The following is a 19,154-nucleotide window of genomic DNA, read 5'->3' as shown; positions in this document are numbered from 1 at the left end:
CAGCGCGGTTTTGGCCTTCGCACCTGCACAGAACTATGCAAAACCGTCACCGCTGGAACTTGACCCAAGGGAATATGCCGTGAGTGTGGCGGTCGAAACAAAGGCGCTGACGCCGCCGGACATTGCGGCCCGAAAGCACAAGAAGCCGATTGTCTGCTTAACAGCGTATACAACGCCCGTTGCGCGCCTCGCCGATAGGCATTGCGACGTGGTCCTGGTCGGCGACAGCGTCGGCATGGTGCTTCATGGCCTGACGTCAACCCTCGGAGTTACGCTGGAGATGATGATCATGCACGGCAAGGCCGTGCGCCGCGGTCTTGAACGGGCGCTGATGGTCGTCGACATGCCGTTCGGCTCCTATGAGGAGGGCTGCGAACAGGCCTTTCGCAACGCCGCCCGGCTGATGGCGGAGACCGGATGCGCCGCGGTCAAGCTGGAGGGTGGCGAGAGCATGGCTGACACGATCCGCTTTCTCACTGCCCGCGGCATCCCCGTCATGAGCCATGTCGGGCTGACACCGCAAGCGATCAATGTGCTTGGCGGCTACAAGGTCCAGGGCAGGGGCGGAGACGGCGACAGGATTTTGCGCGACGCTGTCGCTGTTGCCGAATCAGGCTCATTCTCCGTTGTGCTGGAAAAGCTGGCCGAGCCGCTCGCACGAAGAATAACCGAGGAGGTTACGATTCCAACCATCGGGATCGGCGCCTCCGCCGCCTGCGACGGCCAGGTTCTGGTCGTCGACGATATTCTGGGCATGTTCACCGGTTTTCGTCCGAAATTCGTCAAGCGCTATGCCGAACTGGGCTCAGAGGCCGAAGGTGCCATTGCGGCTTACGCGGCTGATGTGCGGGAAGGGCGCTTTCCGGCGGCCGAACATCTCTTCGCCGACGCGCCGCAGGCCGGAGAAGCCGCGTGAGCGCGCCGATCGTCCGCACCATTGCCGAGCTTCGTACCGCTGTGGCGGGATGGCGCCGTTCCGGTGTCAATATCGCCGTGGTGCCTACGATGGGAGCCTTGCATGAAGGGCATTTGAGTCTCGTGCGTTCTGCGCTTCAAAAGGCCGATCGCGTGATCGTGACGCTGTTCGTCAATCCCAAGCAGTTCAACAGTGCGGCGGATCTTGCCGCCTATCCCCGCACGGAAGACGAAGACGCTGCAAAGCTCACGCGGCTGGGCGCCCACCTGCTTTATGTTCCGGATGCGACTGAGATGTATCCTGACGGCTTCGCCACGACCGTGTCCGTGTCCGGCGTCAGTGAAAGCCTGTGCGGTGCGTTCCGGCCCGGCCATTTCGATGGGGTGGCGACCGTCGTTGCAAAACTCTTCCTGCAGACCGGCGCTGATTTCGCCTTTTTCGGAGAGAAGGACTTCCAGCAGCTTCAACTTATCAGGCGCATGGTCCGGGACCTGGATATTCCGATCACCGTCGTCCCCTGTCCGACAGTCCGGGAAGCCGATGGTCTCGCTTTGTCATCGCGCAATGTCCGGCTCTCGCCGGCAGAGCGCGCCGTCGCCCCAAGGCTAGCATCGGTCCTACTCGATACGGCGTCGGGGCTCTCGAACGGCTCTCCCGTCCTGCCAACGCTTGCCGAAGCGCGCGCAGCGATCCTGTCCGCGGGCTATCGCGAGGTCGAGTACCTGGAACTCCGTGGCGAGGCAGATCTGCAACCGATAGCAAGCCTGGATCGGCCGGCACGCCTGTTTGCAGCGGCCTGGCTCGGCGAGACGCGGCTCATTGATAACGTCAGAACACTGCCGTCTCCCGTTCTTGTTGACAAGCCGCTCGGGCATGCCTTCACCCGTGCCGACGGTCACACCGCAACGCCAGCGATTAAGGATGAGCTTGTAGGCTCTGGCAAGCGCTACCCCTGACCAACTCGGCCCTGTGAGCGCTGGATCGTCCCTTCTGGATGAATCACCGCAGCAGGGCGCCGGAAATGCCCGCTGATGCTCGGCGGTTCGGTTCGTGGTGAGCATCACCGTCCTGCCATGTCGCGCTTGGCGACCTCACCCTATTTCAGCAGTTTGATCAGGACAGTGAAAGCCGCGTCGATGTCAGCGCGAACCGCGGCCCGGACCGCTTCCGCGTTGCGGTCTCGCAGCGCTGCAAACATCTGCTGATGGTGCTGGTTGGCGGTCGAATAGTTTCCGGAATCGTGCAGCATGTTGAAATAGGGACTGATCTGCAGCCACAGGTTCTCGATGATGTTGAGCATGTTTTCCGAGCCCGCGGCCCGATAGATGGAGAAGTGAAAGGCGTAGTTAGCCCTGAGGTAGGATTTGACGTCGCCGGCGGCATTGGCCTGTTCGAGTGCGTCCAGATGCTGGCGCAGCAGCATCACGCCTTGATCGTCCATGCGTTCGGCGGCCCATGCGGCGGCGATCGCCTCAATTTCGAACCTGACGTTCCTGAGATCGATAAGCCGCGCGCGGCTTAATGCAGGGATACCAATCGAACGGCCCGAAACCACCATCAGGGCGTTGGCGGCGCTCAGACGCCGCAGTGCCTCTCGAACCGGCATCGGGCTGACGCCGAAGGCGTCGGCAAGGCTCTGCACCGTCACCATTTCACCTGGAACGATACTGCCGTCGAGGATCAACTCGGTGACGTGCCGGTAAACCCTGTCCTGCAGGGTTTCCCTGGAAAGCGGCGTGATCTCGACGCCCGGCTTCCTGAATGCCGCCCCAGCCATCTCTGCCTACCTTTCCCCATACGGCGACATACGGCGACGCTCTTGTCCTACCCGGCGCCTGTGCCCGGAATGCAAGGTTCGGATTGCCGCGTCAAGCGCCGGTCTATCCGGCTTTTACTTATTAGCTTTTCATCATTGATCTTTGATCAAATCATGATACGGTCAGCTGCATCGAATGACAAGGAGCACGTTTCGTGCCCTTGGGAGGCATTCGGTCGTCTGAACTGGGAGGAGTTTTGAATGGGTATCGGATCGAAAGCCCGGCGGTTTGCGCTGCTTGCCGGCATGGCTGTTTGCGTTCTTGGTACGTCCGCCGCCGAAGCGGCCGGAAAGCACAAGATATTTCTCAGCATGAGCTTCATCGGCAATGATTGGCAGGCCGAGGCCGCCAACATGGTCAAGGCGATGGCGTCGCACAAGAGCATGGCCGACAAGGTGGACCTCCAGGTCCAGGTTGCGGGGCCGAACGCACAGCGCCAGATCCAGCAGATCAATGCCATGGTCCAGGCAGGCGCCGAAGCCATCGTGATCTTCCCGATCTCGCCGACCGCGCTCAACCAGGTGGTGAAGAACGCCTGCGACAAGGGCGTGAAGGTGTTTGCCTACGATGCCGAGATCACGGAGCCTTGCGCCTACAACGTCCATATCGACCAGGAAGAGGCTGGCCGCGTGACGGCGGAGTGGCTGGTCAAGAAGCTCAATGGCAAGGGCAACATCATCGCGGTGACCGGCGTTCCCGGCACCTCGGTCGATGATCTGCGCACCAAGGCCGCGAAGGAGGTGTTTGCCAAGCATCCCGACATCAAGATCGTCGGCGAGGCTGTCGGCATGTGGAGCCAGGCGGTGGCCCGTACCGAACTTTCCAAGATATTGGCGACGCGCAGTTGGGACGACATCAACGGGCTGTGGATGCAGGTCGGCTGCTTCACCGCCAATTCCATGCAGCTCGAGGCCGGCAAAAAGGTCAGCGAACTCCTGCCTTGCGCCGGCGAGGGTTCCAATGGCGGGCGTATCCAGATGCTGCCGGAGGGCACGGAGGTCGAGGGCGCGACCTCTCCCTATGCGCCGCTCGGCGCGCCGCGCATTTCCTACGCGTCGCCGCCTTATTCCGGTGCGCTGGCCCTCAAGCTTGCGGTCGAGGCGCTTGACGGCAAGGAGGTTGCCAAGAAGACGATCCTGCCACTGCCGGTCGTCACCAACGAGACGATAAAGCTTTGTGACGAAGGCACCTGGGCGGAGATGAAGGCTGGTTGCAACGCGTTCAAACCGTCGCTGGTCTCGAACCCAGGCTGGTTCGCCTCGATCTTCTCCGATCAGACACCGGAAATCGGTCTCGCGGCCGCCCTTGTAGGCCAGCCCGAGGAGTAGGCCCTCCCGAAGTGGGTGTGGGGTGCTTGCGAGGCGCTCCACGCACCTTTCATGCAGGCCGGGACTGGGATCATGATGTCAGCGCATTCGACAGCTGTCGGCATACAGGGCGTCCGCAAGGCGTTTGGCGCAACAGTCGCCCTCGATGACGTTTCCTTCGAGATCGCTTCGGGCAGCGCGCATGCCTTGCTTGGCGAGAACGGTGCGGGCAAGTCCACGCTCGTCAAGCTGCTGTCGGGACTGGTGCGGCCCGACGAAGGGCAAATCACCGTTCTTGGTGAACCGGCGCCACTCGGTTCGCCGCGCGCCGCGCACGCCAAAGGCGTGCAGACAGCCTTCCAGGAAATGACGCTGGTGCGCGATCTCAGCGTTCTCGACAACATGCTGCTGCCCTACGCGCCTGTCGGCCCGATCGGCCTAATCAAGCGGTCGGCCGCGCGCAAGGCGGTGCGCCAGCACATTTCAGATCTCGGCTTTTCGGTCGATCTTGATGCCGAGGTCGCGACCCTCGATCTCGCCGTCCGCCAGAAGATCGAGATCGCGCGCGCGCTCTATCGCAAGCCGCGCATCCTCCTGCTCGACGAACCGACCTCGACGCTGTCGGGCGGCGATGTCGAATGGCTGGGCGGCATCATCGCGCGACTTAAGGCCGCCGGCACAACGGTCGTGTTCATCACCCATCGCATGCGCGAGGTGCGGGCCTTCTGCGATATGCTGACCATTCTCAGGAACGGCCGTCATATCGTGACGGCGCCGGTTGCCGACGTCCCGGATGGAGAAGTGATCGAAAAGATCATCGGTCGCAGCATCGCCCAGACCTTTCCGCCGAAACCCGAAAGCGAGGCCGTCTTCGGTCCTCCGGTACTCGGCGTGCGCGATCTCAAGGCCGGGAGGAAGCTCGACGGCGTCGGTTTCGACCTACGCAAGGGCGAGATCCTCGGCATTGCCGGGCTTCAGGGCATGGGCCAGCTCGACCTGTTCCTCGCCTGCTTCGGCATGGCCGAGATCGAGCGCGGCCATGTCCTGGTCGACGGCCGCATGGTTTGGCTTGGATCGCCCGCCGATGCGCTCAAGCCCAACATGGCGATCGGGCTGGTACCCGAGGACCGCAAGACCGAAGGCCTGTTCCTGAAACTCTCGGGCCGGCAGAACGTATCGCTGCCGGTCGTCGCGCGTTTTACCCGATTTGGCCTGATCAGCAGGCACGAGGAGGCGCGGGCCGTACAGTCCGCCTTCTCGACGGTCGAGGTCGACCACCGCGCCATGTGGACGAGGGCGGGGGCGTTTTCGGGCGGTAACCAGCAGAAGATCGCCATCGCCAAATGGCTGGTCGCCGAAAGCCGCATCCTGCTGCTCTTCGACCCAACCCGCGGCATCGATGTCGGCACCAAGCACGAACTCTATGTGATGATGCGCGACTATGTGGCGGCCGGCGGCTCGATCCTTCTGCATTCAACCGAAATTCCCGAGCTGGTCCATCAATGCGACCGGGTGCTCGTCCTCTATGACGGTCGCCTGGTGGCGGAGCTTGCCGGCAACGACATCACGGAAGGCGCGATCATGCGACCGGCGCTGGGACACGGCGACTTGGTCCGGGAGGCGGCGGAATGAGCGTGACGAGTTTGCCCGCCGCGGCACCGGCCGCGACATTGTCGCGGCTTCTCGCGCGGCACAGCGGCGCGATCATCGCGGCGATCGTCTTTGCGGTGCTCCTGGTTATCGTCGATCTGGTCAGTGCCGGGCGGCTCACCTATTTCGACATTTCGTTTCTCTCCAGCGGCGGCGCCACCTCGGCACTGGCGGCGATCGGCCAGACCGTGGTCATCCTGTCCGGCGGTTTCGACCTGTCCGCCGGCTCGGTGATCTCGCTGGTCAATGTCGTCCTGGCAAAAGGCATGGATCCGATGGCGACCGGCACCAGTGTCGCGCTGTGGACCTTGGCCGGAATTGGTGTCGGCATGCTGGTCGGCGCCTTCAACGGCTTCTTCATCGCCGTCCTGCGCATGCAGCCAATCGTCGTCACGCTGTCGACCATGTTCATCCTACAGGGGGTAACGCTGCTGGTTATGGACAAGCCGGGCGGCTTCGTCTCTCCCGATCTTGGCGCCTTCTATCTCGGTGATGCCATCGCCGGCTGGATACCGATGCCGCTGGTGGTTATTGGTGTCGTCCTGCTCGGCTGGTTCTGGCTCAAAGGCACACGCTTCGGGACGGCTCTCTATGCGATCGGCAGCGATCCGGATGCGGCCGCATCGGTCGGCGTGCGCGTCGTTCTCGTGCGCTTCCTGGTCTACGTCGTAGCCGGCGGCTGCTACGGGCTTGCCGGCGTCTTCATCAGTGCCCAGACCGGCAGCGGCGATCCGCTCGTCGGCAACCCGTTGTTGCTGTCGATGTTCGCGGCGGTCGTTGTCGGCGGTACAAGGCTGGGCGGCGGTCAAGGCGGGCCGGTTGGCACTGTCTTTGGCGCCTACATACTGATGATGGTCGTCAACATCCTGCTCGTACTCAACGTCTCGGCCTATTATTCGACGATCGCCGAGGGCACAATCCTGATCCTTGCCGTGCTTGCCGGCTCGCTGTCGCATGGCTCCGTACTCGCCCGCCAACTGCGTGCGCTACGGGCGCGGTTGGCCGCATGGCGCGCCGGAATGCTGCCCTCGCAGATCGATCGCACCGACCGGCGGCTGAGAATCGCGCGTGGCAGCACCAACGATCAGCAGGCGCCGCAGCCGGCCTTCCATATCCGCAATGCCGAGACGCTGCGTTATGCGCTGCCGGCCTATGTCTGCCTGGCCATCGTCGTGATCGTCACCCAGATCTGGCTCGGACGCGCCATTGTCAACGTCACCTACTGGAACTCGCTGTTCGTGCTGTCGAGCTTCCTCGCCATCCTCGCTCTTGGGCAAGGCAGCGTAATCCTCACCGGCGGGCTCGACCTGTCGGTGCCGTGGACGATCGGTCTCTCGGGCATCCTGCTTGCCGGCATGGTCAACGGCTCGGATGCTGCACTTGCCTATGCGCTGCCGGCGGTGCTGCTCATCGCTTGCCTGATCGGTCTTGCCAACGGCATCGGCATCGTCTTCCTCGGCATTTCGCCGATCGTGATGACGCTGGCCACCAACGGCATTCTGCAAGGCGTCGCGCTGCTCTACTCGCAGGGTACGCCGGCCGGCTTCTCCTCGCCGATGCTGCGCTGGTTCATGACCGGGAAGGTATTCGTTGTGACGCCGGTGGTGCTGTTCATGATCGCGTTCGTCGTCTTTGCCGTGCTGCTGCTCGGCCGCACCGCTTTCGGCCGCCGGGTTTATGGCATCGGCAACAGCCTGCGCGCCGCCCAGCTCTCCGGCATCGCGGTCGGGCGCACGCTCATCCTCATCTATGTGCTGTCGGCGGTCTGCGCCGGGCTCGTCGGCATCATGCTGACCGGCTTTTCCGGCCAGGCCAGCCTCGGCATGGGTGACGACTATCTGCTGCCCTCGATCGCCGTAGTCGTCGTCGGTGGTGCGCTGATTACCGGCGGACGCGGGCACTATCTCGGCATGCTGGGGGGCGTGCTGCTTTTGACCGCGTTGCAGATGCTGCTCGCCGGCACGACGCTGCCTTATGCAACGCGGGCGATCCTGTTTGGGCTGGTGGTGCTCGGTGCCGTCATGGCGCTGCGCGAAAGGCGAATTCAGTGAAAGGAATGGAACGATGAGCTCAAGCGCACCGGCATCGGCGGACGAATTCCTGACCGGGCTCAAAGGCCAGCGCGTGCTGGTGACGGCGGGTGCCGGCGGCATCGGGTTTGCCATTGCAGAGACGCTGTCGCGGCTCGGAGCGCGTGTCGTGATCTGCGACATTTCCGACGAAGCATTGGCTGCCGCTCCGAATAAGATAGCGCTTGCCGCCGCGGTCAAGGCCGACGTCTCTCGCGACGACGATGTCGACCGGCTGTTCGAGACCGTCAAGGAGAAGCTCGGCGGGCTCGACGCCCTGATCAACAATGCCGGCATTGCCGGGCCGACCGGCGGGGTCGATGAGATCGATCCGGCAGACTGGCGGCGCTGCATAGATATCTGCCTGACCGGCCAGTTCCTGTGCGCGCGGCGTGCCGTGCCGCTGATCAAGGCGGCGGGCGGGGGCTCGATCGTCTCAATGTCTTCCGCCGCCGGCCGCCATGGCTACGCGTTCCGCACGCCGTATTCGGCTGCCAAGTTCGGCGTTGTCGGCCTGACCCAGAGTCTTGCCAAGGAACTCGGACCGCATGGGATCAGGGTCAACGCCATCTTGCCCGGCATCATCGAAGGGCCGCGCATCGACAAGGTCATTGCCGACCGGGCAAAGCAGCTCGGCGTTTCAAACGAGGAGATGACGCAGCGCTATCTGCAAAACATCTCGCTGCGCCGCATGACCAGCCCATACGATGTTGCCGCGATGGTCGCCTTCCTGCTTTCCGATGCGGGCGTCAATATTTCCGGCCAGTCGCTCGGCGTCGACGGCAACGTTGAGACACTCTGAGGGGAGATCATGGCGAAGGCAGCAATTGTCGGAAGCGGCTTCATCGGGCGAGCGTGGGCGATCAGCTTCGCTCGTGCAGGCCATGATGTGCGCATGTGGGACCAGGCGCCGGCCGCGGCCAGCGGTGCGCGCGACTATATCGCTGGCGTGCTCGGCGACCTTGCCGCCAACGATTTGCTGCGGGGACAGGCGGTCGATGCCGTGCTTGGCCGCATCACCATTGTGGCGGAGCTTGGCGACGCCTTGGCCGATGCCGTCCACGTCCAGGAGAACACGCCGGAAAACCTCGAGGTGAAGCGGGAAGTGTTCTCCCGGATCGACGCACTTGCCGGTCCGCAGGCGGTGATCGCCAGTTCCACCTCAGCGCTGTTGCCGTCGAAATTCACCGATCATCTTGAGGGGCGGCACCGCTGCCTCGTCGTGCACCCAATCAATCCGCCCTATCTCATCCCGGCGGCGGAAGTCGTGCCGGCGCCATGGACCTCCGCCGAAACGGTGGAAAGGACCCGCGCTTTTCTTGTCGAGGCGGGCCATGCGCCACTGGTGATGAAGCGCGAGCTCGACGGCTTCATCATGAACCGCCTGCAAGGCGCACTGCTGGAGGAGGCATTCCGGCTTGTCTCCGACGGCTATGCCAGCGTCGAGGACGTCGACACTGGCTTGCGAGACGGGCTGGCGCTGCGCTGGTCGTTCATGGGTCCGTTCGAGACGATCGACCTCAATGCACCAGGTGGTGTGCGCGACTATGTCGAGCGCTATCAGACGATCTATTCCAACATCTTCCCGCAGATGCTGCGCCGCGTCGACTGGGCCGGCGAAGTCATGGAGACTGTCGAGGCCGAGCGCCGCAAGCGGCTGCCGCGGGAAGAACTCAGCGAACGGCAGGTCTGGCGCGACCGCCGGCTGATGGCACTGGCGGCGCACAAGAAAAAATCGGATCAGGAGTTTGGACGATGACGCAAACAAGCCGCAAGCCCGGCGCCCAGCAACCCAGCGGCAAGGTCATCATCACCTGCGCGGTGACGGGGGCGATCCATACGCCAACCATGTCGCCCTATCTGCCGATCACGCCGGACCAGATCGCCCGCGAGGCGATCGCGGCGGCAGAGGCGGGTGCGGCGATCCTGCATCTGCATGCCCGCGACCCCGAGACCGGCAAGCCCGACCAGACGCCAGAGGCGTTCGCGCGTTTCCTGCCGCGCGTCAAGCAAGGCACCAATGCCGCCATCAACATCACCACCGGCGGCAGTCCTTACATGAAGGTCGAGGAGCGTGTGCGGCCCGCCGCCCAGTTCAAACCGGAAGTCGCCTCGCTCAACATGGGCTCGATCAATTTCGGGCTCTATCACCTCGTCGGCAAATACGAGACGTTCAAGTTCGATTGGGAAAAGCCGCATCTGGAAGCGACGCGTGATCTGGTCTTCCGCAACTCGTTCAAGGACATCGAATACATACTGGCAACCTGCTATGACAATGGGACGCGCTTCGAGTTCGAGTGCTACGACATCGCCCATCTCTATAATCTCTCCCATTTCGCCGATCGCGGGCTGGTGAAGCCGCCGTTCTTCGTGCAGTCGGTGTTCGGCCTGCTCGGCGGCATCGGCACCCATCCGGAAGACGTCGCCCATATGAAGCGTACCGCCGATCGCCTGTTCGGCGATCAGTTTCGCTGGTCGGTTCTGGGTGCGGGCGCCAGCCAGTTGCGCATAGCCGCACAATCGGCAGCGCTTGGCGGCAATATTCGCGTTGGGCTCGAAGACAGTCTGTGGGCCGGCAAGGGCAAGCTTGCCAAGTCAAATGCCGAGCAGGTGGTGCTCGCCCGCAAGATCATCGAAGGCCTCGGCATGGAAGTGGCAACGCCCGACGAGGCCCGCGAAATCCTGTCATTGAAAGGCGGCGACCAGGTCGCGTTCTGACCGGTTTCTGCAAGGTTCGAACAGAGGAGGACGGCATGAAGATCGAAGTCGTGGTGGACGTGAAGACCACGCTGGGCGAGGGACCGCTGTGGGACGTTGAACAGGAGCGCCTCTACTGGATCGACAGTTTCGACGGGCGTGTGTTTCGGGCGACCGCCGACGGGAGCGAGATCCGTTGCTGGGACGTGCCGATGAAGATCGGTTCGATGGCATTGCGCAAGGACGGCGGTGGCGCGGTGGTATCGCTGCAGCGCGGTTTCCATCTGCTTGATTTCGCCACCGGCGAGGTGACGCCGATTCACGATCCGGAGCCGGACAGGCCGATGAACCGGCTCAATGACGGCAAGGTCGATCGGCGCGGCCGCTTCTTCGCCGGCTCAATGGACACGATGGAAGAGGGACCCTCCGGCGGGCTCTACCGGCTCGATCCGGATTTCTCCGTTACCAGAATAGATTCCGGCATCATCTGCTCGCACGGTCCGTGCTGGAGCCCGGACGACCGCACCTTCTATTTCGCCGACACCTGGACCGGCGAGATCTGGGCCTACGACTATAATATCGAAACGGGTGCCGCCAACAACCGGCGCACCTTCACCCGCGTCGATACCAGCAGGGGAGGGGCGGCTGACGGCTCGACCGTCGATGCGGAAGGATTCCTGTGGAACGCGCTGGTCTATGACGGCAGGCTGGTGCGTTACGCGCCCGACGGCAGCGTTGATCGCATCATCGACATGCCCGTCAAGAAGATCACCAGCGTCATGTTCGGCGGGCCGAAGCTCGACACCCTGTACGTCACTTCGATGGCCAAGCCGCCGCTGCCGCGCTTTCCAAGCGACGGTGTCTTGCGCGGCAGCCTTTTTGCCATCACCGGCCTGGGTGCAACGGGAGTTCCGGAGCCAAGATTTGCCGCATAAATCGGTGTTTAATGGCGATCATTCTCCCCGCCTCTTGGCGCCACCCCAACCTCCCGCCGCAGGGCAACCGGCGCTGGAAGCTCGTGCCGTGCGGTTCTGGCGTGGGGTCGTGTCAGGAACTAAGAGCACCAATGGCGGCAGCACGGCAGGCGCTGCGCGAGCCATCACCAGTCCCGTGTTGAGGCATGTGGGTTTCCGCCATCAACCGCTTCGTCATCGACCACAAGCTGCACGGACAGCGGTCTCGTCCAGTTCAACGCGATCGAGTGGCTCGGCACCGATCGCGACAAAGATTGCAGTTTTCATTCTCAAATTTCCTCTGATCAGGTTCGGCAACATGCCGGACTTGAGCATTGGATCAGGCGACGGACGCGAATGCGGAAAGGCCGCGTGCAATATTTTTCGACCGATTTGTTGCGGTGGATGCGGCGTCCATTCTCGGCGTCGCAAAGTCCATCGATGACGGAGAGATGGCTAGGCCGGGTCGTTCGGCGCCGCGCAAATCGTCGAGGGCGCCGCATAGGCGCCCCGCATCTGCTCATTTCTCGGCGGCGATCGCAGCGGTCGACCAGGCGCGCGCCGTCGCCGCGATGACTGCGAGCGTTGCCGTGGTTCCGTCCGCCTCGCCTTTTTCAAAGTCGCCTTCACTCCGCGCCATGGCATTGGTTACATGCGCGAAGCAGACGACCGACCGTTTCATCGCGGTTGCAAACGCATACAGGGCGGCAGCCTCCATTTCCACGGCAAACGCGCCCAGCTCCCGTGCAGACGCAATCGCGATCTCGGTTTCGCGATAGGGCGCATCCGTCGTCCAGGTCGCACCGCGATGGACAGTGACGCCGGAAAGACCCGACAAAGCCCTCTCGATGCCAGCGAGAAGCCCTGCGTCGGGGGCTTCGGCGAAGGTCGCTGGCGGAAGATAGTGGTAGCTCGTGCCCTCGTCGCGCAGGGCGCGATCGATCAGCACGAAGTAGGGCGTCGCTCCGTTGTCGGTGACCTGGCCAGCGGACGTAACGCTGACGAGCAGGCGGCAGCCCGACGCAAAAAGCTGCTCGGCCACGAGCACTGCAAAGGGAGCGCCCACCGCGCAGCCGATGATGCCGATCTCGCCGATGTCGTCGAGATCGAAGGCAAGAAGCTCGGTGTGGTAGCAGGCCCACCCCTCATGGATTCGTCCCGTGCCCGTTCGTCTGAGGTGCCGCACCACGTCGCCATCGGGATCGAGGACACACACTGGAGGAACGGCGATGAGCGGCAGTTCCTTCTGTCGACGCGCTTCGCGCAGCAGAGCCTCCGGCCGGAACACGGAGGGAGACGCATGGTCCTTGCCGTTCACGATCGGCCACGCCGCGCCCTCTCTTCCCGTTTCGCCTGCTTTCCGATCCATGGGACTAGCGCGTGTGTCTCGTTTCAGCCAACCGCTTCGACCGGCAGCCCTGCAGCCTTCCATTCGGGATAGCCGTCCTCAAGCCGACGGACGAGATAACCCCGCTCTCGCAAGGCGGCGACCGCTTCGAACGAGAGAACGCAATAAGGGCCGCGGCAATAGGCGATCACTTCCCGATCTGCCGGAAGCTCGCCCAGGCGGCGCTCCAGCTCGGCCAGCGGGATGTTGAGGGCGCCCGGGAGATGTCCGACCGCAAACTCATCCTCCGGCCGCACGTCGAGAACCGTGACCGCCCCGTCATGCAGCCTCGAGACCAGGTCTTCGCGCGACACCGGCTCCAGCGCATCGCGCGCACGAAAGTAGTCGGCCATCACGCGGTCGACCTCGGCCACGTTTCGCTCGCCGACACGGCCGAGCGCCTTGATCAGTGCCACCACCTCGGCATCACCGGCGAGGTTGTAGAGCACATGCTTGCCGCGGCGCGCCGTCTCGACGAGGCGCGCGCGCCGCAGGATCTGCAGGTGGCGCGACGTGTTGGCGAAGCTCAGGCGGGTTCGCGCGGAGAGTTCCTCGACGCTGCGCACCCCTTGCGCCAGGTGCTCCAGAAGCTCGAGCCGGTGGGCATGGCCGAGCGCCTGCGCCACCTCGGCGAGGCTTTCGTAGATCGCTTGTTTCGGTCCGATGCTTGACACGGCAGCTCCTCAGTGGAACAGTCAGCGGAATGATTGAATGTTTCTAACCCTTCGCAGCAGGGAGTGCAACCCCATGATCCTTCGCCAATTCCTCCACACAGATCCGGTCGGCATCTCCTATCTTTTCGGCTGTGGCGGCAAGTCGGCCGCAGCCGTCGTCGATCCAGTCGGCGACATCAAGCCTTACCTGCGCGCAGCTGAAGACGCCGGCATGCGCATTCATTTCGTCATCGACACGCATGTTCACGCCGACCATCTCTCCGCCGGCCGCGCGCTCGCCGAGGCTACCGGTGCGGAGTACGTGCTGTCGACCGAGGCGGACGTCTCGTTCCCGTTCAGAGGAGTACGCGACGGCGACGTCCTCCCGCTCGGCAACGTGAGCGCGACGGTCATGCATACGCCCGGGCACACGCCTGAGCACATCTGCCTGCTCGTGAGCGACCGCACGCGGGCCGCCGAGCCCTGGTTTGTGTTGACCGGCCACACTCTGATGGTCGGCGATCTCGGCCGCACCGAGCTAGCGGTCAGCGCCGAAGAAGGTGCCAAAGACCTCTTCCGGAGCGCCGGCCGCCTCAAGGCTCTTCCCGACCATGTCGAAGTCCTTTCCGGGGCCTATGCCGGCTCGGTCTGCGGCCGGCGTTTGAGCGGCAAGCCCTGGTCCACCATCGGCTTCGAGAAGCGCCATAACGAGGCCTTCGGAATCGAGGACGAGGCCGAGTTCATCTGCTTCATGCTCGCCGAGATTCCGCCGGCCCCGCCGCAGGCCGCGCAGATCAGGACCGCCAATTCCAGCCACACGGCTGCCGCGGCCTGACCGATGAGAGTGGCAAAATCGGATTCTCGGTCGGCGAGCTCGGCAGTCAGGCTGGGCCTTAGAGAGAACTGGCCGCAGTTCGCGCTGCTCATCCTGATCAACGCCTTCGTCGGCGGCATGGTCGGGATCGAGCGCACCGTTGTGCCGCTCATCGGCGCCGAGGAGTTCCACATCACCTCGACGACGCTCGTCGTCTCCTTCATCATCAGCTTCGGCCTGGTGAAGGCCTTTGCCAATCTCGTCTCCGGGCAACTCGCCGATATCTGGGGCCGCAAGCGCGTTCTCGTCCTCGGCTGGCTTGTTGGCCTGCCGGTTCCCTTCATGATTATCTGGGCGCCGAACTGGGAATGGGTCATCGCCGCCAACGCGCTTCTCGGCATCAACCAGGGGCTTGCCTGGTCGATGACGGTGATCATGAAGGTCGATCTCGTCGGACCGAAGTCGCGCGGCTTGGCCGTCGGCCTCAATGAGTTCGCCGGCTATCTCGCCGTCGGCGTGACCGCGTTTCTGACTGGCTATGTCGCCTCGCGATATGGCTTGCGCCCGGCGCCGATCTATCTCGGCATCGGCTATGCAATGCTGGGAGCCGCGTTGTCGATCCTGCTGGTGCGCGATACGCGAGACCATGTCCGGCTGGAGGCCTCCTCGCACACGCAGAAGGCTGCGCCGATCCGTTTCCGGGAAGTCTTCGCGCTCACGTCGTTCAAGGACCGTAATCTCTTCGCCGCCTCGCAGGCCGGCCTCGTCAACAACCTTAATGACGGCATGAGCTGGGGTATCTTCCCGCTGTTCTTCGCCTCCTTCGGCCTCGGCGTCGAGCGCATCGGCATTTTGAAGGCGATCTATCCCGCGACGTGGGGCATCTTGCAGATCGCAACCGGCCCGTTGAGCGACCGTTGGGGCCGCAAGGGCCTGATCGTCGCCGGCATGTGGGTGCAAGCCGCGGGCCTATTCCTCACGGCCGCAACGCGCCAGTTCGAGTGGTGGCTCGTCGGCAGCCTCCTTCTTGGCCTCGGCACCGCCATGGTCTATCCGAGCTTGATCGCCGCCGTCTCCGACGCCTCGCATCCGACCTGGCGCGCCCGCTCGCTGAGCGTCTACCGCTTCTGGCGCGACCTCGGCTACGCGATCGGCGCGCTCTCCGCCGGGCTCATCGCCGATCGCTTCGGTTTTTCGTGGGCGATCGCTTCGATTGCCGCCCTGACATTTCTCTCGGGGTTGGTCGTGGCCGTCGCGATGCGCGAACCCGCTCTCTCTCGCGCGTCTTCGATGCCGCATCCATCCTCGAGGCGGGCAACCTGACGATGATAGCAGATCGAAGTCCGACTGGCCGAGCAGTTGATCCGGCGCAAATTCGCCGCGCTGCTTTTGACCTAGACTGCGGTTCAAATCGCGACCGCGACTTGCCGGTTTTTGCGTTTGGAAGCCGCAGCCGCAAGCGGGTTGGAACGGGTTCCGCTGAGCTCTGCACAAGAAGGAGGTTCCCATGACGTTGACTGCACTATCACGCGCGACTGCGTTAGCTGCCACCATCGCCACCGGCATGACGGCCGCAGACGCCGGGCAAACAACCGCCGTCGACCCGCACCACCCCGATTCGAGGACTGCACAGGCCACCCCACCTGCTGAGCCTGGAGATGCGGCGGGACAGGACCAAGGAGCACAGCCCGCTCAGCCCGGCGGGATGCCTCCTGGAATGATGGGCCAAGGCATGATGGGTCAAGGGATGATGGGAGGCATGCCAATGATGCGCATGCACGGGCACATGATGAAGATCATGTTCGCCATTGCCGACACGAACGGCGACGGCGGGCTTTCCTTCGAGGAGATTACGACCATCCAAAAGCGAATCTTCGACAAGGTCGACGCAGACAAGGACGGCAAAGTGACGCCCGAGGAGGTTCAGACCTTCATGCGGGAGTAGCCGCACGTCGGGCGCGGGCGAGCTTCGCGGCCGCGCCGCCCATCCAATGCTGATCCATGATGAAGGTTCTGGTTCCGATATTCGTCGCTGCGGGCGCGGTCCTCCCGCCAAATGCTCTGTGGGCTCAGGCACTTTCGGACGCCGAACGATACGCACGGGGGGCCTCATATGATGGGGTGGGGTGGAGGCTGGCCCATGATTTTCGGGCCGCTGTTCATGATCCTCTTTCTCGCTGTGCTGATCGCGGCCGTGTCGTCCGCTGGGTCGGCGGCCCGTGAAGACAACGGCGCCACCGCATCACACGCTGCCGGGCCGCACGCCGCTCGACATTCTCAAAGAGCGCTTTGCGCGCGGCGAGATCGACAAATAGAGTTCGAGGAGCGGCGCCGCGTTCTCGGCGAATAGGGCGGGCTCGTCGCACGGCTGATGGTTGCGGAAGTCGCCTTTTGATGGAGGCGCATTCGAAGAACCGAAGAAAGGGACACCTGTGCAGATCCGGTTCATCCTGAATGACCCGCCCTATGGCACCGAGCAGTGTTACAACGGCCTGCGCCTGGCTCTTGCTCTCATCAAGAACGAGCGCGGAACCGGAGTCACAGTGTTCCTGATGGCCGACGCCGTGGTGGCCGCAAAGGCGGGTCAGAAGACTGCCGACGGCTACTACAATGTCGAGTGCATGCTGAAGGGGGCAATTGCCGGCAAGGGGCAGATCTTGCTGTGTGGCACTTGCATGGACGCGCGCGGCCTGACTGAAGCCGATGTCATGGCTGATGCAAGCCGCAGTACAATGAATGAACTCGCGGCCGCCATCATCGCCGCCGACAAAGTACTGGTGTTCTGATCCGATGGCTCAGATCTATCTCGACTACAACGCCAGCACGCCGATCGATCCCGCGGTGGCAACGGCAATGCAACCCTTCCTCGACGAAGCCTTTGGCAATCCGTCCAGCGGCCATTGGGCGAGCACGCCGGCAAAGGCCGCACTGGAGCGCGCCCGCGGCCAGGTCGCCACGCTGCTCGGCGCGGCGCCCGACGAGATCGTGTTCACAAGCGGCGGCAGCGAGGCCAATAACCTTGCCATCAAGGGCACGTTCTTCGCGCTCAAGCACAAGGGCGAGCACATCATCACCACCGCCGGTCGAGCACCCCGCCGTTCTCGCCCCCCTGTCGGTTTCTCGAGCGCCTTGGCGCGACGGTGACCTATCTGCCCGTCGGCTCGACGGGTGGGGTCGATCCCGAAGCCGTGCGCCGTGCCATCACCCCGCGCACCGTCCTGATAAGCGTGATGCACGCCAACAACGAGGTCGGCACGATCCAGCCGATCGAGGACATCAGCGCCATCGCCCGGGAGCACGACATCCGCGTTCATACGGACGCCGCGCAATCGGTCGGCAAAATTCCGATTAGGGTCGATGCACTCGGCGTCGATCTGCTCACGATCGCCGGTCATAAGCTTTACGCACCGAAGGGTGTGGGCGCCCTCTATGTCCGCCGAGGTGTCGAGTTGGAGCCCCTGATCCACGGCGCCGGCCACGAGCAAGGCCGGCGCGCCGGCACCGAGAGCGCACTGCTCGCTGTCGGCCTCGGCGCGGCCTGCATCTTGGCGCAGGACCTCGCGCCAATGGAACGCGTCCAGGCTCTGCGCGATCGCGCAGAAAAATACAACCGCCTTGCGGCGCTTAAAGCCCGCTTCGATCCTTCAAATCTCTTCCGGCTGAACCAGAATATTGAACCGACGCCTTCACTCGTTGCGGGCATCGAAGAGCAGGTCGCACGCGGCCCCGCCGATGATCGCGTAGTGATCCTCATGTTGGGCGAAATGCTCCCGGAACTTCTCGATGCCGGTTACCATGCGATGTTCTCCAACAGATGTTCTGCCGCCATGGAGACACGCTCGTCACGGTGGTCCCTGAACTGCGCATAAAGTGACAGCGGGTCCACGGTGTCGGTATCAGACAAGGCGGCAGGGTCGTACGACCATGTTTCGATGACGAGATCGGCTTGATCGCGGGAGGTTTCAACGAAGCCGGAGGCTTGCGCGATGGCTTTCCAGTTGCCGGCGGCGACGGCGTAGGTAATTATCGACGGCCGGGACAAATCGGTCAGCGCGGCAAGCGCCCATTCGCCCCCCTGCTTGAGCGGTGCCTGGGAGTGATCGCCTCGGACGAATTTCACCGCGCGTACCGGGCTGCGGAGGAGATCGCGCGCTGCCTCGAACAGCTGGCGTCCTTCCGCCTTGAATCGGATGTGTCTTTCCTTGCCGTGCTTTTCGGTGCGTGCGAGGCCCGATGCAGCCAGATCGTCGAAAGCACGACCGATCGACATTGCCGAGTAGCGCAGTCGCGCGGCAATGAGCGACGGGATCATCGCCTTGTCGGCGTGCCGCAAGAGATGGTCGAACAACACAGCTTGCGCCGCCGGTGATAGACCGTCGTCATGCCGCTGTCTGGGGGCCCGAAAATGCTCACGCAAATCCATGGCGAGGTCAGGGATGTAGAGCTGGTTCCCGGGAACGACGAATGGGACGCGTTGACCGATCAGGCGTGCGCGGTTGTGTGCGCTCAGTGATGGAGCAGCGAATATGACGATTGCGTCAATCGAGTTGCGGACCAAACCGACGTGCTTGGTAATGTCGGAAGGGGTAGCGGCACTGTCCAGGGCGGCAAGGAAGACGCACCGTCTTCCCGCTATCCGCGCTTCGTAGAAATAGTAGGCCCGATCGAGGAATGAAGGAAGGTTTTGTGGGGCTGTAGATTCCTGAACCCGAACGTGGTCATGAAGCGTATCTCCGAGATAGCGCTCAAGCGTCTCGGCGAACGCTCCTTCAGTGCTGATCCGGTCACGTTCTAACATTGATCTGCACGCTAACCTCGTTAGTGTTATTATGCAAGTGTGATGTTAGAAGCAAATCAGGCAGCAGCTCCGTCCTATGGGGATTACATGACC

Annotated in this window: 19 protein-coding genes; 15 read left to right on the top strand and 4 right to left on the bottom strand. The window is 63.3% G+C overall.

The features are described 5' to 3' along the window. Positions 1–79: 79 nt before the first annotated feature. Positions 80–916 carry a 3-methyl-2-oxobutanoate hydroxymethyltransferase gene (panB, locus tag NKI67_RS02315; protein ID WP_352644336.1) on the top strand — a complete coding sequence of 279 codons (837 nt, stop codon included), beginning with the start codon at positions 80–82 and terminating at the stop codon, positions 914–916. Continuing rightward, complete coding sequence (gene panC / locus NKI67_RS02310) at positions 913–1,872, top strand: pantoate--beta-alanine ligase (protein ID WP_352644334.1); 960 nt, start codon at positions 913–915, stop codon at positions 1,870–1,872. The genes panB and panC overlap by 4 nt, the downstream gene beginning before the upstream one ends. Positions 1,873–2,012: 140 nt before the next feature. Here the strand turns inward: panC and NKI67_RS02305 are convergent, their stop codons facing one another. Next, positions 2,013–2,693, bottom strand: a complete 681-nt coding sequence (locus NKI67_RS02305) for a GntR family transcriptional regulator (protein ID WP_352644332.1) — start codon at positions 2,691–2,693, stop codon at positions 2,013–2,015. A gap of 240 nt (positions 2,694–2,933) precedes the next feature. Here NKI67_RS02305 and NKI67_RS02300 point away from each other — a divergent pair, with 240 nt between their 5' ends. From NKI67_RS02300 to NKI67_RS02270, 7 genes are all read left to right on the top strand, one after another. Next, entirely contained in the window at positions 2,934–4,061 is a 1,128-nt protein-coding gene (locus tag NKI67_RS02300; RefSeq protein ID WP_352644330.1) for a sugar ABC transporter substrate-binding protein, read from the top strand. Positions 4,062–4,133: 72 nt separating this feature from the next. Further along, positions 4,134–5,672 (top strand): sugar ABC transporter ATP-binding protein, encoded by a 1,539-nt coding sequence (locus NKI67_RS02295; RefSeq protein WP_502909316.1) that lies wholly within the window; start codon positions 4,134–4,136, stop codon positions 5,670–5,672. Beyond that, positions 5,669–7,741: an ABC transporter permease gene (locus NKI67_RS02290; protein ID WP_352644328.1), complete on the top strand. Its 2,073-nt coding sequence runs from the start codon at positions 5,669–5,671 to the stop codon at positions 7,739–7,741. Before NKI67_RS02295 ends, NKI67_RS02290 begins: the two co-directional genes overlap by 4 nt. 13 nt (positions 7,742–7,754) lie before the next feature. Further along, entirely contained in the window at positions 7,755–8,561 is an 807-nt protein-coding gene (locus NKI67_RS02285; protein ID WP_352644326.1) for an SDR family oxidoreductase, read from the top strand. A 9-nt stretch (positions 8,562–8,570) separates the two neighbouring features. Further along, entirely contained in the window at positions 8,571–9,518 is a 948-nt protein-coding gene (locus NKI67_RS02280; RefSeq protein WP_352644325.1) for a 3-hydroxyacyl-CoA dehydrogenase, read from the top strand. Further along, entirely contained in the window at positions 9,515–10,477 is a 963-nt protein-coding gene (kce, locus tag NKI67_RS02275; protein WP_352644323.1) for a 3,5-dioxohexanoate:acetyl-CoA acetone transferase, read from the top strand. The genes NKI67_RS02280 and kce overlap by 4 nt, the downstream gene beginning before the upstream one ends. Positions 10,478–10,512: 35 nt before the next feature. Beyond that, the gene (locus tag NKI67_RS02270; RefSeq protein ID WP_352644321.1) at positions 10,513–11,391 is read left to right on the top strand and encodes an SMP-30/gluconolactonase/LRE family protein; all 879 of its coding nucleotides are present in this window, start codon (positions 10,513–10,515) and stop codon (positions 11,389–11,391) included. Positions 11,392–11,929: 538 nt separating this feature from the next. Here NKI67_RS02270 and NKI67_RS02265 read toward each other — a convergent pair. Together NKI67_RS02265 and NKI67_RS02260 are read right to left on the bottom strand one after the other, a co-directional pair. Further along, positions 11,930–12,778, bottom strand: a complete 849-nt coding sequence (locus NKI67_RS02265; RefSeq protein WP_352644319.1) for a nucleoside phosphorylase — start codon at positions 12,776–12,778, stop codon at positions 11,930–11,932. A gap of 23 nt (positions 12,779–12,801) precedes the next feature. Continuing rightward, positions 12,802–13,470: an ArsR/SmtB family transcription factor gene (locus tag NKI67_RS02260; protein WP_352644317.1), complete on the bottom strand. Its 669-nt coding sequence runs from the start codon at positions 13,468–13,470 to the stop codon at positions 12,802–12,804. Positions 13,471–13,543: 73 nt separating this feature from the next. On the opposite strand from NKI67_RS02260, the gene NKI67_RS02255 reads away from it, so the two are divergent. From NKI67_RS02255 to NKI67_RS02230, 6 genes are all read left to right on the top strand, one after another. Further along, entirely contained in the window at positions 13,544–14,284 is a 741-nt protein-coding gene (locus NKI67_RS02255) for an MBL fold metallo-hydrolase (RefSeq protein WP_352644315.1), read from the top strand. Between the two features lie 9 nt (positions 14,285–14,293). Next, positions 14,294–15,586: an MFS transporter gene (locus tag NKI67_RS02250; RefSeq protein WP_502909315.1), complete on the top strand. Its 1,293-nt coding sequence runs from the start codon at positions 14,294–14,296 to the stop codon at positions 15,584–15,586. A gap of 184 nt (positions 15,587–15,770) precedes the next feature. Further along, positions 15,771–16,208 (top strand): EF-hand domain-containing protein, encoded by a 438-nt coding sequence (locus NKI67_RS02245; RefSeq protein ID WP_352644312.1) that lies wholly within the window; start codon positions 15,771–15,773, stop codon positions 16,206–16,208. A 487-nt stretch (positions 16,209–16,695) separates the two neighbouring features. Continuing rightward, positions 16,696–17,049: a DsrE/DsrF/TusD sulfur relay family protein gene (locus NKI67_RS02240; protein ID WP_352644310.1), complete on the top strand. Its 354-nt coding sequence runs from the start codon at positions 16,696–16,698 to the stop codon at positions 17,047–17,049. A gap of 4 nt (positions 17,050–17,053) precedes the next feature. After that, positions 17,054–17,407 (top strand): aminotransferase class V-fold PLP-dependent enzyme, encoded by a 354-nt coding sequence (locus NKI67_RS02235; protein WP_352644309.1) that lies wholly within the window; start codon positions 17,054–17,056, stop codon positions 17,405–17,407. Next, on the top strand, positions 17,404–18,132 hold the full coding sequence (locus NKI67_RS02230) for a cysteine desulfurase family protein (RefSeq protein ID WP_352644307.1): 729 nt from the start codon (positions 17,404–17,406) through the stop codon (positions 18,130–18,132). The genes NKI67_RS02235 and NKI67_RS02230 overlap by 4 nt, the downstream gene beginning before the upstream one ends. Here NKI67_RS02230 and NKI67_RS02225 read toward each other — a convergent pair. Further along, the gene (locus NKI67_RS02225) at positions 18,054–19,061 is read right to left on the bottom strand and encodes a hypothetical protein (protein ID WP_352644305.1); all 1,008 of its coding nucleotides are present in this window, start codon (positions 19,059–19,061) and stop codon (positions 18,054–18,056) included. The two genes, NKI67_RS02230 and NKI67_RS02225, sit on opposite strands and share 79 nt — an antisense overlap. Positions 19,062–19,154: the final 93 nt, after the last annotated feature.

This window comes from Mesorhizobium sp. M0408 (assembly GCF_040321495.1).
Lineage (GTDB): Bacteria > Pseudomonadota > Alphaproteobacteria > Rhizobiales > Rhizobiaceae > Mesorhizobium.
This window is presented reverse-complemented; position numbering and strand designations above follow the sequence as displayed.

Bases quoted from the DNA above. Each gene is read 5' to 3' on its own strand.
- NKI67_RS02305 (WP_352644332.1), bottom strand. From the start codon at position 2,693: ATGGCTGGGGCGGCATTCAGGAAGCCGGGCGTCGAGATCACGCCGCTT.
- NKI67_RS02290 (WP_352644328.1), top strand. From the start codon at position 5,669: ATGAGCGTGACGAGTTTGCCCGCCGCGGCACCGGCCGCGACATTGTCG.
- kce (WP_352644323.1), top strand. From the start codon at position 9,515: ATGACGCAAACAAGCCGCAAGCCCGGCGCCCAGCAACCCAGCGGCAAG.
- NKI67_RS02285 (WP_352644326.1), top strand. From the start codon at position 7,755: ATGAGCTCAAGCGCACCGGCATCGGCGGACGAATTCCTGACCGGGCTC.
- NKI67_RS02235 (WP_352644309.1), top strand. From the start codon at position 17,054: ATGGCTCAGATCTATCTCGACTACAACGCCAGCACGCCGATCGATCCC.
- NKI67_RS02295 (WP_502909316.1), top strand. From the start codon at position 4,134: ATGATGTCAGCGCATTCGACAGCTGTCGGCATACAGGGCGTCCGCAAG.
- NKI67_RS02270 (WP_352644321.1), top strand. From the start codon at position 10,513: ATGAAGATCGAAGTCGTGGTGGACGTGAAGACCACGCTGGGCGAGGGA.
- NKI67_RS02265 (WP_352644319.1), bottom strand. From the start codon at position 12,778: ATGGATCGGAAAGCAGGCGAAACGGGAAGAGAGGGCGCGGCGTGGCCG.
- NKI67_RS02245 (WP_352644312.1), top strand. From the start codon at position 15,771: ATGACGTTGACTGCACTATCACGCGCGACTGCGTTAGCTGCCACCATC.
- NKI67_RS02255 (WP_352644315.1), top strand. From the start codon at position 13,544: ATGATCCTTCGCCAATTCCTCCACACAGATCCGGTCGGCATCTCCTAT.
- NKI67_RS02300 (WP_352644330.1), top strand. From the start codon at position 2,934: ATGGGTATCGGATCGAAAGCCCGGCGGTTTGCGCTGCTTGCCGGCATG.
- NKI67_RS02280 (WP_352644325.1), top strand. From the start codon at position 8,571: ATGGCGAAGGCAGCAATTGTCGGAAGCGGCTTCATCGGGCGAGCGTGG.
- NKI67_RS02225 (WP_352644305.1), bottom strand. From the start codon at position 19,061: ATGTTAGAACGTGACCGGATCAGCACTGAAGGAGCGTTCGCCGAGACG.